We start from the raw sequence: 16434 nt of genomic DNA on the forward strand, positions 1-16434 counted from the left end.
ACGCGCCAAGGACGCTGTAGCATTTTGATTTGGCGCATGATCCTTTCCGAAAATCGATTCCGATTTTCGGGGTCATGCGCGAGGTCGGCGAGCATCATGTAGCGGGCGTTGTTGAGATGGAGGTTGAAGTCGATGTCGGCAGGCAGCGAAAAGCCAGCCGACTTTCGCTGCCGACCGCGTAAGGGTCACGGCGCGCCTTGCCGTGGCCATGCGCGCAAGGCGCCCTCAGACGTACATGGGCGCTAGCTCAAGCGGCCTTCTGCACTTCGCCTTTCGCATAGGGATCGAAGCGCTGGTAGAAGGTCTCGCCCTTCTCCGCCAGGTCGAGCAGCAGCTTGGGCGCCTTGAACTCGGCGCCGTATTTCTTCTGCAGGCCCTTGGCTATTCTGACGAACTCCCCGGCGCCGATGCCGTCGATATAGGACAGCGCGCCGCCGGTGAATGGCGCGAAACCGAAGGCGAGGATCGAGCCGACATCGGCCTCGCGCGGATCGGTGACGATGCCCTCTTCCATCACCCGGGCCGCTTCCAGCGCAATGGTTACCAGCAGGCGCTGCTGCAGTTCCTCATAGTCGACCTCCTCGGCCTCCAGCTGCGGATAGAGATCCTTCAGGCCCGGCCACAGCTTCTTCTTGGCAGGCTTGGCCGGATAGTCGTAAAAACCCTTGCCGTTCTTGCGGCCGAAGCGGCCATGGGTGTCGACCAGCGTGTTGATCAGCGCCATCTGCCTGGGGTCGACAGACTTGTCTCCGAGGTCCCTGATGGTCTGCTTCATGATCTTCTGGGCAAGGTCGATCGCCGTCTCGTCGGTCAGCGCCAGCGGGCCGACCGGCATGCCGGCGGCCTTGGCGGCGTTCTCGATCATCGGCGCCGGAACGCCTTCGATCAGCATCTTGTAGGCTTCCGACATGTAGCGCAGCACGCAGCGGTTGACGTAGAAGCCGCGCGTGTCGTTGACGACGATCGGCGTCTTCTTGATGGCGCGCACGAAATCGATCGCGGTGGCCAGCGCCTTGTCGCCGGTCTTCTTGCCCAGGATGATCTCGACCAGCATCATCTTGTCGACCGGCGAGAAGAAGTGGATGCCGACGAAATTCTTCGGCCGCGCCGAATTCTTGGCCAGTGCAGTGATCGGGATGGTCGAGGTGTTGGAGGCGAAGACCGCTGACGATTTCAGCACGGCTTCGGCCTGCTCGGTGGCAGTCTTCTTGACGGCCGAATCCTCGAACACCGCCTCGACCACCAGATCGCAGCCGGCGAGATCGGCATAGTCGGCCGTCGGCGTGATCAGCGACAGAAGTCTGTCCTTCTCCTCGGGCTTGGCGCGGCCCTTCTTGACCTGATCGGAGATCAGGCTGTCGGAATGCGCCTTGCCCTTTTCGGCCGACGCCATGTCGCGGTCGAGCAGGACGACCGGGATGCCGGCCTTGGCGGTGACAAAGGCGATGCCGGCACCCATGAAGCCGGCGCCGAGAATACCGATCTTCTTGAACTTGGTCTCCGGCACGCCGGCCGGACGGCGGGCGCCCTTGTTGAGCTCCTGCAGCGAGACGAACAGCGAGCGGATCATCGCTGCTGCTTCCTTGGACTGCATGATTTCGGTGAAATAGCGCTGTTCGATCCGCAGACCGGTGTCGAACGGCACCAGCAGGCCTTCATAGACGCATTTCAGGATCGCCGCGGCGGCCGGATAATTGCCGTAGGTCTCGCGGCGCAGGATGGCGATGGCCGGCGGCCACAGATTGAAGCCGGCCGGCGTATAGATTTGGCCGCCAGGCAGCTTGAAGCCCTTCTCGTCCCAGGGCTGGACGGCTTTCAGGCCGTTCCTGATCATCGCCTTGGCGGTCTCGATCAGCTTGCCGGGTTCGGCGATCTCGTGGATCAGCCCCATCGCCTTGGCTTCCTGCGGCGACAGCGTCTGGCCGGTGGTCAGCATCTGCAACGCCTGCTGCTGGTCGGTCAGGCGCGGCACGCGTTGAGTGCCACCGGCGCCGGGGAAGATGCCGACCTTGACTTCCGGCAAGGCCATCTTGACCTTTTCGGAGTCAGCGGCAACGCGGCCATGACAGGCCAGCGACAGCTCGAACGCGCCACCCATGCAGGTGCCGTTGATCGCCGAGACCCAAGGCTTGCCCGACGTTTCGAGCTTGCGCCACAAGCCACCCATGCGGCCGGCATTGTCGAACAAAAGCTGTGCCGCCTTCTCCGGGTCCTTGGTCTTCTCCTTGGCAAATACGGCCAGCATCTTCTGCAGCATGGTCAGGTCGGCGCCGCCGGAGAAGCTGTCCTTTCCCGAGGTGATCACCGCGCCCTTGATGGCGGCGTCGGCCACCACCTGGTCGATGATCTTCTCGAGCTCGTTCATCACCTCTTCGGTGAAGACGTTCATCGAGCGGTCCGGCATGTTCCAGGTGACCAGCGCGATGCCGTCTGCGTCGGTGTCGACCGTGAAGTTTGTATAAGTCATGTCTCTCTCCTTCCGGCCGAAAATCAGACGCGTTCGATAATCGTTGCGGTGCCCATGCCGGCGCCGATGCAGAGCGTCACCAGAGCGGTGTTCAAATCGCGGCGCTCGAGCTCGTCGAGCACCGTGCCCAGGATCATCGCGCCGGTGGCGCCGAGCGGATGGCCCATGGCGATAGCGCCGCCATTGACGTTGATCTTGTCGTGCGGGATTTCGAATGCCTGCATGTAGCGCAGCACCACCGAGGCGAAGGCCTCGTTGAGCTCGAACAGGTCGATATCCGACAGCTTCATCTTGGCGCGCTTCAGAAGCTTCTCGGTGACGTCGACCGGACCGGTAAGCATCAGCACCGGCTCGGAGCCGATGTTGGCAAAGGCGCGGATGCGGGCGCGTGGCTTCAGGCCCATCGTCTTGCCGGCCTTCTTCGAGCCGAGCAGTACGGCGGCCGCACCATCGACGATGCCGGACGAGTTGCCGGCATGGTGGACGTGGTTGACCTCTTCGACTTCCGGATGCTTCTGTACGGCGACCGCGTCGAAGCCGCCCATTTCGCCAGGCATGACGAAGGACGGGTTGAGCGAGGCCAGCGACTGCATGTCGGTCGACGGCCGCATATGCTCGTCATGATCGAGGATGGTGAGGCCGTTCTGGTCCTTGATCGGTATGACGGAGTTCTTGAAACGGCCATCGGCCCAGGCCTTGCCGGCGCGCTTCTGGCTCTCGACCGCATAGGCATCGACGTCGTCGCGCGAAAAACCATATTTGGTGGCGATCAAATCGGCCGATATGCCTTGCGGCACGAACCAGCCGGGCAGGCCGACGGACGGGTCCATGAACCAGGCGCCGCCCGAGGCGCCCATGCCGACGCGCGACATCGATTCCACGCCGCCTGCAATGACGATCTCGTCGGCGCCTTGAGCGATCTTGGCGGCGCCGAAATTGATGGCGTCGAGGCCTGAGGCGCAGAAGCGCGAGATCTGCATGCCCGGCGCCTTGTTGTCGTAGCCGGCCTCGAAGGCGGCGGCACGCGGAATGACGGAGCCGGCTTCGCCGACCGGATCGACGCAGCCGAAGATGATGTCGTCGACGTTTGCAGTGTCGAGGCCGTTGCGGTCGCGCAACGCTTCAAGCGTCCTGGCCGCAAGCCGCACCGCCGGCACCTCGTGCAGCGAGCCATCCTTCTTGCCCTTGCCGCGCGGTGTGCGCACGGCGTCATAGACATAAGCTTCAGCCATTTGCTTGCTCCTTGCTTTGCCGACGTCGCTCTCAGAGAGAGCGGCCGATCAGCAATTTCATGATCTCGTTGGTGCCGCCGTAGATGCGCTGGACGCGGGCGTCGCGGAACATGCGGGCGATCGGATATTCATTCATGTAGCCATAGCCGCCATGCAATTGAAGGCATTCGTCGACGACTTTTCCCTGCAGGTCCGAGAGCCAGTATTTCGCCATCGACGCCGTCACCGGATCCAGCCCGCCATTGATGTGGCGGGTGACGCAATCATTGTAGAAGACGCGGCCGATGGTGGCCTCGGTCTTCAGTTCGGCGAGCTTGAACTGGGTGTTCTGGAACTCGATGATCGCTTTGCCGAAGGCCTTGCGATCCTTGACGTAGTCGATGGTCAGCGCCAGGGCGCGTTCGATCATGGCGATCGCGCCGGTGCCGATCTGCAGGCGCTCCTGCGGCAATTGCTGCATCAGCTGGATGAAGCCCTGTCCCTCTTCGTGGCCAAGCAGGTTCGAGGTCGGCACGCGCAGATCATTGAAGAACAGCTCCGACGTGTCGTTGGCCTTCAGGCCGATCTTGTCGAGGTTGCGGCCGCGTTCGAAGCCTTCGGCCTCGTCGGTCTCGACGACGATCAGCGAGGTGCCCTTGGCGCCTTTGGCCGGATCGGTCTTGGTGACGACGATGATGAAATTGGCCAGCTGGCCGTTGGTTATGAAGGTCTTGGAACCGTTGATCTTGTACTGGTTGCCGTCCTTCTCGGCCCGCGTCTTGACGCCTTGCAGGTCGGAGCCGGCGCCCGGCTCGGTCATGGCGATGGCGCCGATCAGTTCGCCGGTCGCCAGTTTCGGCAGCCATTTCTTCTTCTGCTCTTCCGAGCCGTAATGAAGGATGTAAGGGGCAACGATCGCATTGTGCAGGCCGATGCCGAAACCGTCGACGCCGACATGGCCGATCGCCTCGATGATGGCGCTCTCATGCGCGAAGGTGCCGCCGGAGCCGCCATATTCCTCCGGCATCGAGGCGCAGAGCAGGCCGGCGGAACCTGCCTTGCGCCAGCTCTCGCGGTCGACCATCTCGTTCTTCTCGAACTCGTCGTAGCGCGGCGCGATCTCTTCCGACATGAAGCGATGCGCCATGTCGTAGAGCATGCCGACTTCGTCCGCCGCCCAGGCTGGCTTCGGCAAAGAGAGCACTTCTGATGGATTTGTCATGCCGTTTCTCCCGCGCCAACGTCCCCCTCCCCCTTGAGGGGAGGGTGGCCGCGAAGCGGTCGGGTGGGGTCGCCGATGACGTGCTCGACCTTATCTTCGGAATTGACGCGGGTTTGGGGCATTGCGATCATCTCCTACCAAAGCGCCAACCAGCCGGCGCACTGCACGCAAGGACCCCTCCCGGCCCTTCGGGCCACCCTCCCCTCAAGGGGGAGGGGGACGCCAGCCATTTCTAGAACGCTTCCGCAGGCAGCGCCATTAGCGTGTCCGCACCACTGGAAATGCGGGCGAGATGTGCCGACGTCTCGGGCATGATCCGCTCCATGAAGAAGCGCGCCGTCACCACCTTGTTGTCGTAGAAAGCCCCATTTTCGTGGACAGATTGGGAGCCATTGGCGCCGGTCTTGCCGAGCGCGGCCTTGGCCATCTGCGCCCACATGTAGCCCAGCGCCACCAGGCCGAAGAGATGCATGTAATCGGTCGAGGCCGCACCGGCATTGTCGGGCTTGGCCATGCCGTTCTGCACCAGCCACATCGTCGCCGCCTGCAGATCGTTGAGGCCTTTCTTCAGCGCCTTGGTGAAAGGCGCCAGCTTCTCGTCGGCGCGGTTCTCCTCGCAGAACTCGCCGACGTCCTTGAAGAAGGCCTGCACGGCGCGGCCGCCATTCAGACCAAGCTTGCGGCCGACGAGGTCGAGCGCCTGGATGCCGTTGGCGCCTTCATAGATCATGGCAATGCGGGCATCGCGCACGAACTGGCTCATCCCGTGTTCTTCGATATAGCCGTGGCCGCCGAACACCTGCTGCGCCATGACGGCATGGTCGAAGCCCTTGTCGGTGAGCACGCCCTTGATCACCGGCGTCAGCAGGCCTGTATAGTCGTCGGCCGCCTGGCGATCCTTGTCGTCGGCGGAGCGGTGCGCGATGTCGGACTTGATCGCCGTCCACAGCGCCAGCGCGCGGCCGGCCTCGTTGAAGGCCTTCATGGTCATCAGCGAGCGGCGGATGTCGGGATGAACGATGATCGGATCGGCTTGTCTGTCCGGCGCCTTGGCGCCCGACAGCGAGCGGCCCTGCGGCCGGTCCTTGGCGTAGGAGACCGCGTTCTGGTAGGCGATCTCGGACAGCGACAGGCCCTGCAGGCCGACGCCGAGGCGGGCTTCGTTCATCATCGTGAACATCGCCTTCAGGCCGCCATTGGCCTCACCGAGCAGCGTGCCTTCGGCCTCGTCATAATTCATGACGCAAGTCGAATTGCCGTGGATGCCCATCTTCTCCTCGATCGAACCGCAGGAGAGCGTGTTCTTCTCGCCCGGATTGCCCGAGGCATCGAGCTTCAGCTTTGGCACGATGAACAGCGAGATGCCCTTCACGCCTGCCGGCGCACCTTCGATGCGGGCCAACACGAGATGGACGATGTTTTCCGACATGTCGTGCTCGCCGGCCGAGATGAAGATCTTCTGGCCTGAAATCTTGTAGGTGCTGTTGCCGTTCGGCACCGCCTTGGTGCGCAGCAGGCCGAGATCGGTGCCGCAATGCGGCTCGGTCAGGTTCATGGTGCCGGTCCAGGACCCCTCGACCAGCTTCGGAAGCCATGTCGCCTTCTGCTCGTCGGTGCCGTGGGTGATGATCGCCGCGATCGCGCCTTGCGTCAGGCCGGGATACATCATCAGCGCCATGTTGGCCGAAACCATGTATTCGGCAACCGCGGTGTGCACGGCATAGGGCAGCCCCTGGCCGCCGAACTCGACGGGCGCCGCCAGTCCCATCCAGCCGCCTTCGCGATACTGGTCGTAGGCTTCCTTGAAGCCCTTCGGCGTCGTCACCGAGCCGTCCTCATGGCGCACGCAGCCTTCCATGTCACCGACGCGGTTCAGAGGATGCATAACGTTTTCGGCGAGCTTGGCGCCTTCGGCGAGGATCGCCTCGACAACGTCGGGCGTCGCGTCGGCAAATCCGGGAAGGTTGGAGTAGCGCTGATAACCCAGCACCTCGTTGAGCACGAACAGCGTGTCCTGGACCGGCGCCCTGTAGATCGGCATGTGTTTCCTCCACCATGCGGGTCTTGGCCGCGAGATCGAGCCCCGAAACATGAGGTTGGGGCGGCATGCGGGCCAATGTTGAAAGCGGGATAGCAAAAATTGACGTTTGCGTAAACGTCAATTTTGTCGCCGGGACAAATTTACCGATGCCAGCCTATCGGCACGAGCGGTGCATGGCTTTGTGCAAAGCGAGGGGGGTCAAACAAAAAGAGCCGCGCGGCGGCCGCGCGGCTCTTAAGTTCAAAGCTTTCGCCGGGAGCTGCGGAGCAAAATCAGCTGGCGGCGCTGGCCGGGGCCGAACGCTCGGACAGCATCTGGCGCACGGCCGACATCGAGCCGCTCAGCTCGTTGATGGCGTCGTCGATCAGCGCGCGCTGCTTCTGCAGGCGGGCTAGCTGCTTCTCCGACTTGTCGAGAGCCAGCCGCAATTGCTTGGTGTTGGATCCCGTGGGATCGTAGAGATCCATCATCTGCTTGACGTCGCGCAGCGAGAACCCGACCTTGCGGCCGAGGAGGATCAGCTTCAGCCGCGCCTTGTCGCGGCGCGTGTAGAGGCGCGTTGCCCCATCGCGTTTCGGATTGAGCAGGCCCTTGTCTTCATAGAAACGCAGCGTGCGCAGCGTCACGCCGTATTTCTTGGCCATCTCGCCGATGCGCACGAGCTCCTCACTGGCTTCGGCAGACATATTGTTGGTGTTGGCCGCGGCTTCGCCGGGCGAAACAAGTTTCATAGTCACTGGCTTTCCCCTGTCGTGGCATCGCGGTCTCGGACCTTGCAACGCCTGAGTGGAAGCGGGGGCATGCTTCCAGTCGTGGTTTCAACTAATTCATCGCAAAAGGCACGAACGGCGCCCCTCTTACGTTTACGTCAATTCTATAACGATAGCCGCCGCATGACGCAAGGGCGTTCTGGGATTGCGAAACCTTATGCCGCACCCCCGGCGCCGGGTCCGAACGGGCACCGCCTGTATTTCAGCAATGCCGTAACTTCTTAAGCTTGGTTAACACCTTGTTTACCACGATGGGTGAAATGTGCGGATGTCGGTCACCCGTGTTTATCCTGTAGCGAATTTTTCACGGTTTTTCGGAGAGCGGGCCTGGCCCGGGAAGCTCGTCTTCCGCCGCAGCAGTGCCGCGCGGCCGCCTTCGTTCCCGACAAGGACTTGGGAAACTGGCAGCAAGCCGGCCATTCTGAAAAACGGACGCATCGATGAACAGCAAGCGGTCCTATCTCGATACACTCAACGCCGGCAGGCCGCGCAGGCCGAACACCACGCTTGACGAATTGAACCGCTCGCTGGAAACGCTGGAGCAGCGGCTGGAACGCAAGCGCGAGGACGCCGCCGAGCGCTTCGATCCGCGCCGGCCCGCTCCGGAGCCGCGCTACGCAAGTGCCCAGCCCTACGCCCCGCCGCCGCGCTGGTACGAGGACCCGCAGCCCACGCCGCGGCCGAAAGGAGCGGCGCCGGCCGGCTTCGACCAGAACTATCAGGCGATCGCGCGCGACATCGACCGCGTGCGCGGTCAAGAAGACAGCGTCGCCGTGGTCGGCAAGATCGCCGGCGAATTGCGTGGCCTGCGCGAGGAACTGCGCCATCAGATGACGGCCGGCCTGCAGCGCGAATTCGCCGCGTTGCGCAAGGACATCGAACGGGCCTTCCAGGCGAGCAACCAATCAGGTGGTCAGGCAGGCGGCTTGCCCGGCAAGGGCAGCGCCGAACTCGGCGTCGAATTCGAGCGGCTGTCCGGCGCCATCCAGACGCTGGCCGAGAAGAGCGACGACCGAAGCGTCAACATGCTGCGGCTCGAGCTCGAGCAGGTCAAGACGGCGCTCGACACATTGGCGCGCGAGGAAAGCGTGCTGAAGGTCGACCGCCGCTGGGACGATTTCGACCGCCGCTGGAGCGCGTTCGAGGATCGTGTCGACGCCGACCAGCGCAACCGCGCCGACGGCCCCGGATTTTCGGCCCTGACCGACCGGCTCGAACAGATAAGCAATGCGGTCCACAATCTGCCGGAATCGCTGTCGCTGCGCTCGATGGAAGAAAAGGTCCGCACGCTTGCCGGCGCCGTCGATCATTTCGTCAGCCAGCAGAGCAACCGCGGCGGCGACACGCTCGGCCTGATCGACGAACGGCTCGACGAGATTTCGCGCGCCATCGTCGCCTCGACCGTCGCCGCACAGGCCAATTCCTTCGACCCCGAACCGTTCGAGCGCATCGAGAAGCGGATCGCCTCGCTGGCGCAGCAGATCGAGGAAGTCGTGCAGGTTCGTCCGAGCGGCGAGGTTCTCGACCGTCTCAGCACGCTGTCGAACAGGGTCGACGAGCTTGCCGGCCGCGCCAATCTGCCGGAACAGGCGATGGAGCGCCTCGGAAAGCAGATCGCGATGATCGCCGACAAGATCGACCGCGCCCCGGCCATGCCCGACGCCGACTATATCTTCCAGGGTCTGGAACAGCGCTTCGACGTGCTGTCGGGCATGATGGAACGTCGGCAGGGCGATGCCATCGAACAGGGCAACATGCTGTTTCGCGATCTCGAGCGGCGGCTGGACGAGGTTGCCGACCGGCTGGACCAGCGCCAGCCGCAGGCTGACAGCGCCGGCATCATGGACGCCATCGACGCACGCTTCACCGCGCTCGCCCAACGCATGGAGACGCGCATTCCCGATCCTGCCAACGAGGCGGCGATCCGTGGCCTGGAAAGCCGGCTCGAAGACATTTCAAGCAGGCTGGAATCGTCGGCCGCGCAGGTCGCCGGCATCGATCCGGCACTGATCCGCAGCCTCGAGGCGCAGGTCTCCGGCCTATCGGCTCACCTGTCGAAGCCCGGCACGCCGCTGCCGGAATTCGAGGACATCAGCCCGCGCCTCAACGAAATCGAGAAGTCGCTGGCCGGAACCCGCGAATCCATCATGGGCGCGGCACGCGAAGCAGCCGAGAGCGCCGTGCGCTCGCTGGCAGATTCCAACGCCAACACCGCGGCCGTTACCGGCCTTGCCCAGGATCTGAAGACGCTGGAAGCGCTGACGCGCCGTTCGGACGAGCGCAATTCACGGACATTCGAGGCTATCCACGACACGTTGCTCAAGATCGTCGATCGTCTGGGCTCGCTGGAGACCAGCGAACCGGCCGAGGCGGTGAGCGAGCTTCTGGATGCCCAGGCCGAGCCGGCGCGGCGGGCCCGCGCTGCACGCGCCCCCAAGATTTCGGTGCAGGACGCGCCGTCGATGGATATCGACCAGCCGCTGCCGCTGACCGGAGACATGGCCGACCTGGACGGCCGCGCCGCCGCCATCATGCGCAGCGATCCGGGTACGCGTAGCGACCCGGTCATGGGCAGCGAACCCGTGCGGCGCTCGCCAGCCGAGGCTGCCGCGGCCGCTGCCCAGGCAGCGCTCGGTTCCGACAGGATTGCCGAGAAAGGCGAAGGCACGGCCAAGAAGTCGCTGTTCGGTGGATTGGCGCGCGCCTTCAGGGGCAAGAAGCCGGCTGACTTGCCGCCGCTTGCCGGCTCGGGGCCTAATGTCGACATGCCGAGCGTCGATCTCGACGAGCCGCTCGATCCGAAGCTCGCCAACCGGCCGTTGGAGCCGGGCTCCGGCGCGCCCGACCTCAACGCCATCATGAAGCGCGTGCGCGACGAGCGCGGCCCGCCGGTGCGCCAAAACTCCGGCGATGCGTCGAAATCCGACTTCATTGCCGCTGCCAGGCGCGCGGCGCAGGCAGCGGCCGCCGAGGCCGACGCGTTGAAACGCCAGTCCACCATGAAGGGCCCGGTCAAGGCGCTTCGTATCGGCGACCTGCTCAAGGCGCGGCGCAAGCCGATCCTGATGGGAGCGGTCGCGATCATGCTGGCGCTTGCCGGCCTCCAGTTGGGCAAGGCCTTCTTCGCCGACCCGGTCGAGGTCGCAAGCAACGATACAGCGCCGATCGTCGCCTCGCAGCCGGTCGAGACTGCCTCGGTCAACGCTGCCAGCCAACCCAAGGCAGAACAGCAGGTGGCCGTGCAGGACTTGCCGGCCCGGATCGTCAGGCAGGCGGAGCCCACGGAACCGGCAGCTGGCAACGATGCGCCAATGAATGCGGCCTCGGTCGCCGCGCCCGAAGTGCCGGCGGTGGAGCCCGCGCCAGCGCCGATGGCTTTGGCCGATCCGGCCCCCGCGCCAAATGCAATGCTGCCGACCACCGCCACTGCGGAACCGGCGGCTGCCGACGCGCAGCCTGCGGCCGCCGTCATGGCGCCCTCGGCCTCGGATACGACGGCCTCGGATACTACCGGCGCCGTTCCGCCGGCTGATGCCGCGGTAGCACCTGTCGTGGCCAAGATAGACGTTCCGGCCGATGCCGGCCCGCAAGCCTTGCGCGACGCGGCTGCCGGCGGTGACGCCAAGGCGCTGTTCGAGCTCGGTTCGCGCTATGCTGAATCGCGCGGCGTCAAGGAAGACATGGCGGCAGCGGCCAAATGGTACGAAAAGTCGGCCGAGCTCGGCTTCGCACCGGCGGAATACCGCATCGGCAATTTCTACGAGAAGGGCATCGGCGTCACGCGCGACGTCAAGAAGGCAAAGACCTTCTACCAGCTCGCCGCCGCGCAGGGTAATGCCAGCGCCATGCACAATCTGGCCGTTCTGTTTGCCATGGCCGCCGACGGCGTGACCGACAATGAATCGGCCGCGCACTGGTTTCAGGCGGCGGCCGATGTCGGCGTCAAGGACAGCCAGTTCAATCTCGGCATCCTGGCGGCAAAGGGCGTCGGCATGAAGCAGAGCCTGGAGGAATCCTACAAATGGTTCGCGCTCGTCGCCAAGACCGGCGACAAGGATGCGGCTGCAAAGCGCGACGAAGTCGCCACTGCGCTGCGCCCCGAACAGCTGGAGCGGGCGCGCGCCGCCACGGAACTGTGGAAGCCGAAGCCGCTCGACCCGGCGTCCAACTCGGCCGACATTCCTGAATCCTGGCAGGAAGGCACGCCGCAGACCACCGCCAGCGTCGACATGAAGAAGGCGGTCAAGAACATCCAGCTCATCCTCAACAAGAACGGCTACGATGCCGGCGGCGCCGATGGCGTGATGGGCGGCAAGACCAAGACCGCAATCATGGCTTTCCAGACCGACAACAAGATGCAGGCGACCGGCGAAATCGACGAAAAGCTGGTGAAGGCGCTGCTGGCGCACAAATAACGGCAGATGCGTCGCTAACGCGACGCCCTTGCCATACATTTGCCTGTTAACTGCTTGAGATGTTTTTTGTTTCGGTAGGGCGACGGGGTTTGATCCCACTGCCCCGGCGGTGCAAGAAAGAATTGGCTTTTCGGTGCGACAATGCCCTGGAATGGCTGCAATCGCCGACAGGCAAACTGATCGAGACTGACGGGTGGGCATCTATCTCCCGATCGCGGAAATTTCCGTCAACGTCTTCGTGCTGCTGGCAATGGGCGCGGCGGTGGGTTTCCTGTCGGGCATGTTCGGGGTCGGTGGCGGCTTTCTGATCACGCCGCTCTTGATCTTCTACAACATCCCGCCGGCAATCGCCGTTGCTACCGGTGCCAACCAGGTTATCGCCTCCTCCTTCTCCGGCGCGCTGTCGCACATGAAGCGCGGCACGCTCGACTTCAAGCTCGGCGGGGTGCTGCTGGCCGGCGGCATCGTAGGCTCGACCGGCGGTATCTTCGTCTTTGCCTTCCTGCGTCGGCTCGGCCAGCTCGATTTGTTTATCTCACTGCTTTACGTCGTGCTGCTTGGCACCGTCGGCGGGCTGATGCTGGTCGAGAGCGTCAATGCGCTGCGCGCGACGCGCAGCGGTGCGGCGCCGGTCTTGAAGAAATCCGGCCAGCACAACTGGATCCACCGGCTGCCGCTGAAGATGCGCTTCAGGGCCTCGAAGCTGTTCGTCAGCGTCATTCCGGTGCTGGGGCTCGGCGCCGGCATCGGCTTCCTGTCGTCGATCATGGGTGTCGGTGGTGGCTTCATCATGGTGCCGGCGCTGATCTACCTCCTGAAAGTGCCGACCAACGTCGTCATCGGCACCTCGCTGTTCCAGATCATTTTCACCTCGGCCTACACCACGCTGGTCCACGCCACCACCAACCAGACGGTCGACGTCATGCTTGCCTTCCTGCTGATGGCGGGCGGCGTTGCCGGCGCGCAATATGGCGCCAAGGCAGGACAGAAGCTGCGCGGCGAACAGCTCAGGGCACTGCTGGCGCTGCTGGTGCTGGCGGTTGCCATCCGGCTTGCCATCGATCTCTTCGTCACGCCGCCAAACCTCTATTCGCTGACCGCCGCGGGCCTGAACTGATGCCGCGGTGGGGGATTTTTTCGGCCGCCGTTTTGCTTTTCGCCCTCGCTCTGCCGGCGGCAGCGCAATCGCCGAACCCCTTGCCGGAAGGCATCCAGATCGGTCTCTCCACCGACGCGGTGTCGATCACCGCCGGCTTTTCCGGCGCCGACCTGACCATTTTCGGTTCGCTGGAAAATCCCGACCCGCTGGTCGCGCGACAGGGGCGCTACGACGTCATCGTCGTGCTCGAAGGCCCGCCGCGGCCGGTGGTGGTGCGCCGCAAGGACCGGGTGCTCGGCGTCTGGGTCAATCTGGAATCCGAGACCTTCGAGAACGTGCCGGTATCCTACTCCGTCGCCACGACGCGGCCGCTGCAGGACATCACCGAACCCAACAGCTACAAGCAGCTGTCGCTCGGCGCCTCCAACCTTTACATGCAGCCGGCCGAGGTAACCGACAGTCCGGCGACGATCGAGGAATTCACCGTGGCGCTGCGCGAGCGCAAGGCGGCGACCGGCCTCTATAGCGAGAATGTCGGCGGCGTGCAGTTCTTGTCGCAGAACCTGTTTCGCGCCACGGTGCGGCTGGCGCCCAACGTCCCGGTTGGAACCCATAAAGCCCGCGCGTTCCTGTTCAAGAGCGGTCTGTTCCTCAAGGAAAGCTCGGCCCAGCTCGAAATCCGCAAATCGGGCTTCGAACAGTCGATCTTCCGCGTCGCGCATGATTACTCGTTTCTCTACGGCGTCTTCTCCGTGTCGCTGGCCATGATCACCGGCTGGCTGGGCAGGCTGATTTTCCGCAGGGATTGACGCGCAGGACCCATTTCCGGGGAAAAGGGGTTCCCCTTTTCTCAGTCTTGCGATAGACCGCCGCCTCCCAACCCTCGGGTAACACGCACAATCATTCGGCAGAGCGGTCAGGCCTCTGGACGGCGCGCGTCTTGCGGACGCCTGCCACAGCGACGACCCAATGACAGGAGGCTGCAATGCACCAGGCATTTGGCGGCATCGATTTCGGCACGTCCAATTCTACGGTGGGCGTGATCCGCAACGGCCAGGCACGGCTGGTGGCGCTGGAAGGTGAACAGCCGACATTGCCAAGCGCGGTTTTCTTCAACTTCGAGGACGGTCACACCTATTTCGGCCGCCGCGCCATTGCCGACTACACCGATGCCATCGAAGGCCGGCTGATGCGGTCGCTGAAGAGCGTGCTCGGCAGTTCGCTGGCGCATGAGAAGACGCGGATCAAGGCCCGGCAGATCGGTTTCATCGACATTGTCGGCATGTTCGTCGGCCATTTGAAGAAGCGGCTTGAGGAAGATGCCGGCGCTCCGGTGGAGAACGTTGTGCTCGGCCGGCCGGTGCAATTTGTCGACGACGATGTGGAAGCCGATGCCAAGGCGCAAAGCGAGCTTGAAAAGGCGGCGCGCGCGCAAGGCTTCAAGCACATCGCCTTCCAGTTCGAACCGATTGCGGCAGCACTCGACTATGAGCAGGACGTGAAGCGCGAGGAACTGGCGTTGATCGTCGACATGGGCGGCGGCACGTCCGACTTCTCGATCGTGCGCGTTTCGCCGCAACGCGCCCGCTCACGCGACCGCAAGGACGACATCCTCGCCAACCGAGGCATTCATATTGGCGGCACCGATTTCGACCGGCTGCTCAGCATCGCCCATGTCATGCCCAAGCTCGGCTATCTCTCGCCCACAAAAGACGGCAAGCGCAACCTGCCGGCGAGCTATTTCATTGATCTCGCGACGTGGCAGCGCATCAACCTCGTCTATACTGCCAAGGCGATGACGCATCTGAGGCAAATCCGCTTCGAGGCCGTCCGCGCCGACCTTGTCGACCGCTTCATCCATATTGTCGAGCACCGTTACGGCCATGCGCTGGCCGGCCTCGTCGAACGAGCCAAGATCGCGCTGACGGATCAGGCTTCGGCCGATGTAACGGTGGCGCTGCCTGGCGCGCATTTCGCCGCCGAGATCTCGCGGACCGGCCTGGAAGAGACCATCGCCGCCGACATCGAGCGGGTGTCCGCTACGGTGCGGCAGACGATTGCCGATGCCGGCATAACGGCCTCTGCGATCACCGCCGTATTCCTCACCGGCGGTTCGACCGCGATCCCGCTGGCACGGCGTGAAATCCTGTCGCTGGTGCCGCAAGCCGCCGTTATCGAGGGCGACATGTTCGGCTCGGTCGGCCTTGGCCTGGCGCTGGATGCGCAGCGGAAGTTCGCCTGATCGCTTACGCCGGATTGCTGACGGCTTCAGCGCCGAGATGCGCCTTGAGCGCCATCTGGGCCAGGCTTGCCTGGCGGTCACGATGGGTGATCATGGCGAAGTCACGCTTCGGCAGTTCGAGCGGCACCGACCGGAGACTGCCCTCGGCGACGGCGCGTCCGACGACGAGGTCCGAGATGATGGTGGCGCCGGCGCCGGCCTCGACCGCCTGGCGAACCGCCTCGTTGCTCGGCAGCACCAGAAATATCTGCAGGTCGCCAAGCGATATCCCCTCGCGGCGGGCCAGGTCCTCCAGCACCTCGCGCGTGCCCGAACCACCCTCACGGATGATCCAGCGCAGCCCTGTGATATCCGGGCGGCCCGGCGCGATCTCGGCGATTTCGGGATGCGAGGCGGCGACGACCAGCATCAACCTGTCGACGTCGACCTTGGTGCGGCGGAGGATGTCTGACTCGGTGCGCCCCTCGACCAGACCGAGATCGGCGGTGCCGTCGAGCACATTGGCCTCGACCTGCCTGGTGTTGCCGATGCTGACGCTTAAGCGCACCGCCGGGTAGGCTTCATGGAAAGAGGCCAGCCTGCGCGGCAGCCAGTAGCTGGCGATGGTCAGGCTGGCGGCGATCGACAGGCTGCCGGCGACCGTCTGCGAGACATGCTCCAGCACATTTCGGGCGGCGGCGGCGCGTTCCAGCACCGCCTTGGCCTCGGGCAGGAAACGGTGGCCGGTCTGAGCCAGCTCGATGTTGCGGCCGACACGGTTGAACAGATGAACGCCATGCTGCTCTTCCAAAGCGCGGATGGCCGCCGACGCCGCCGACTGGGAGATGCCCAAAAGCTCCGCCGCCTTGGTCATATGGCCGCGTTCGGCAACGGCAACGAAAATGCGCAACTGGTCCAGCGTCATGTGTGCATTAAGAACCAATTCCGATCGAATTTACAAGAACAACTGATTAGACGGATCGATAGC

At 64.0% G+C, this 16434-nt stretch carries 10 protein-coding genes; 4 read left to right on the plus strand and 6 right to left on the minus strand.

The window, feature by feature from the left end:
• Positions 1-247: 247 nt before the first annotated feature.
• From NKI96_RS16155 to NKI96_RS16175, 5 genes are all read right to left on the minus strand, one after another.
• Positions 248-2467 (minus strand): 3-hydroxyacyl-CoA dehydrogenase NAD-binding domain-containing protein, encoded by a 2220-nt coding sequence (locus NKI96_RS16155; RefSeq protein ID WP_352805176.1) that lies wholly within the window; start codon positions 2465-2467, stop codon positions 248-250.
• Between the two features lie 23 nt (positions 2468-2490).
• Positions 2491-3699, minus strand: a complete 1209-nt coding sequence (locus tag NKI96_RS16160; protein ID WP_023669613.1) for an acetyl-CoA C-acetyltransferase — start codon at positions 3697-3699, stop codon at positions 2491-2493.
• Positions 3700-3730: 31 nt separating this feature from the next.
• A complete protein-coding gene (locus NKI96_RS16165; protein WP_023821551.1) occupies positions 3731-4900 on the minus strand; it encodes an acyl-CoA dehydrogenase family protein in 1170 nt (389 codons plus the stop codon).
• Positions 4901-5132: 232 nt separating this feature from the next.
• Entirely contained in the window at positions 5133-6941 is a 1809-nt protein-coding gene (locus tag NKI96_RS16170) for an acyl-CoA dehydrogenase (RefSeq protein ID WP_023821550.1), read from the minus strand.
• 272 nt (positions 6942-7213) lie between these two features.
• Entirely contained in the window at positions 7214-7672 is a 459-nt protein-coding gene (locus NKI96_RS16175; protein ID WP_023669610.1) for a MerR family transcriptional regulator, read from the minus strand.
• 479 nt (positions 7673-8151) lie between these two features.
• Here NKI96_RS16175 and NKI96_RS16180 point away from each other — a divergent pair, with 479 nt between their 5' ends.
• The 4 genes from NKI96_RS16180 (at position 8152) to NKI96_RS16195 (ending at position 15467) form a co-directional block, all read left to right on the plus strand.
• Positions 8152-12126: a peptidoglycan-binding protein gene (locus NKI96_RS16180; RefSeq protein ID WP_352805180.1), complete on the plus strand. Its 3975-nt coding sequence runs from the start codon at positions 8152-8154 to the stop codon at positions 12124-12126.
• A 193-nt stretch (positions 12127-12319) separates the two neighbouring features.
• Entirely contained in the window at positions 12320-13243 is a 924-nt protein-coding gene (locus NKI96_RS16185; protein WP_023669608.1) for a sulfite exporter TauE/SafE family protein, read from the plus strand.
• Complete coding sequence (locus NKI96_RS16190) at positions 13243-14034, plus strand: TIGR02186 family protein (RefSeq protein WP_023669607.1); 792 nt, start codon at positions 13243-13245, stop codon at positions 14032-14034. Before NKI96_RS16185 ends, NKI96_RS16190 begins: the two co-directional genes overlap by 1 nt.
• Before the next feature lie 176 nt (positions 14035-14210).
• The gene (locus NKI96_RS16195; RefSeq protein ID WP_023669606.1) at positions 14211-15467 is read left to right on the plus strand and encodes an Hsp70 family protein; all 1257 of its coding nucleotides are present in this window, start codon (positions 14211-14213) and stop codon (positions 15465-15467) included.
• A 4-nt stretch (positions 15468-15471) separates the two neighbouring features.
• Here the strand turns inward: NKI96_RS16195 and NKI96_RS16200 are convergent, their stop codons facing one another.
• The gene (locus NKI96_RS16200) at positions 15472-16371 is read right to left on the minus strand and encodes a LysR substrate-binding domain-containing protein (RefSeq protein WP_023669605.1); all 900 of its coding nucleotides are present in this window, start codon (positions 16369-16371) and stop codon (positions 15472-15474) included.
• Between the last annotated feature and the right edge of the window lie 63 nt (positions 16372-16434).

It is taken from the genome of Mesorhizobium sp. M0292, from assembly GCF_040321695.1.
Taxonomy (GTDB): Bacteria; Pseudomonadota; Alphaproteobacteria; order Rhizobiales; family Rhizobiaceae; genus Mesorhizobium.

Coding starts and splice junctions, on each gene's coding strand:
- NKI96_RS16155 (WP_352805176.1), bottom strand. CDS start 2,467: ATGACTTATACAAACTTCACGGTCGACACCGACGCAGACGGCATCGCG.
- NKI96_RS16160 (WP_023669613.1), bottom strand. CDS start 3,699: ATGGCTGAAGCTTATGTCTATGACGCCGTGCGCACACCGCGCGGCAAG.
- NKI96_RS16165 (WP_023821551.1), bottom strand. CDS start 4,900: ATGACAAATCCATCAGAAGTGCTCTCTTTGCCGAAGCCAGCCTGGGCG.
- NKI96_RS16170 (WP_023821550.1), bottom strand. CDS start 6,941: ATGCCGATCTACAGGGCGCCGGTCCAGGACACGCTGTTCGTGCTCAAC.
- NKI96_RS16175 (WP_023669610.1), bottom strand. CDS start 7,672: ATGAAACTTGTTTCGCCCGGCGAAGCCGCGGCCAACACCAACAATATG.
- NKI96_RS16180 (WP_352805180.1), top strand. CDS start 8,152: ATGAACAGCAAGCGGTCCTATCTCGATACACTCAACGCCGGCAGGCCG.
- NKI96_RS16190 (WP_023669607.1), top strand. CDS start 13,243: ATGCCGCGGTGGGGGATTTTTTCGGCCGCCGTTTTGCTTTTCGCCCTC.
- NKI96_RS16195 (WP_023669606.1), top strand. CDS start 14,211: ATGCACCAGGCATTTGGCGGCATCGATTTCGGCACGTCCAATTCTACG.
- NKI96_RS16200 (WP_023669605.1), bottom strand. CDS start 16,371: ATGACGCTGGACCAGTTGCGCATTTTCGTTGCCGTTGCCGAACGCGGC.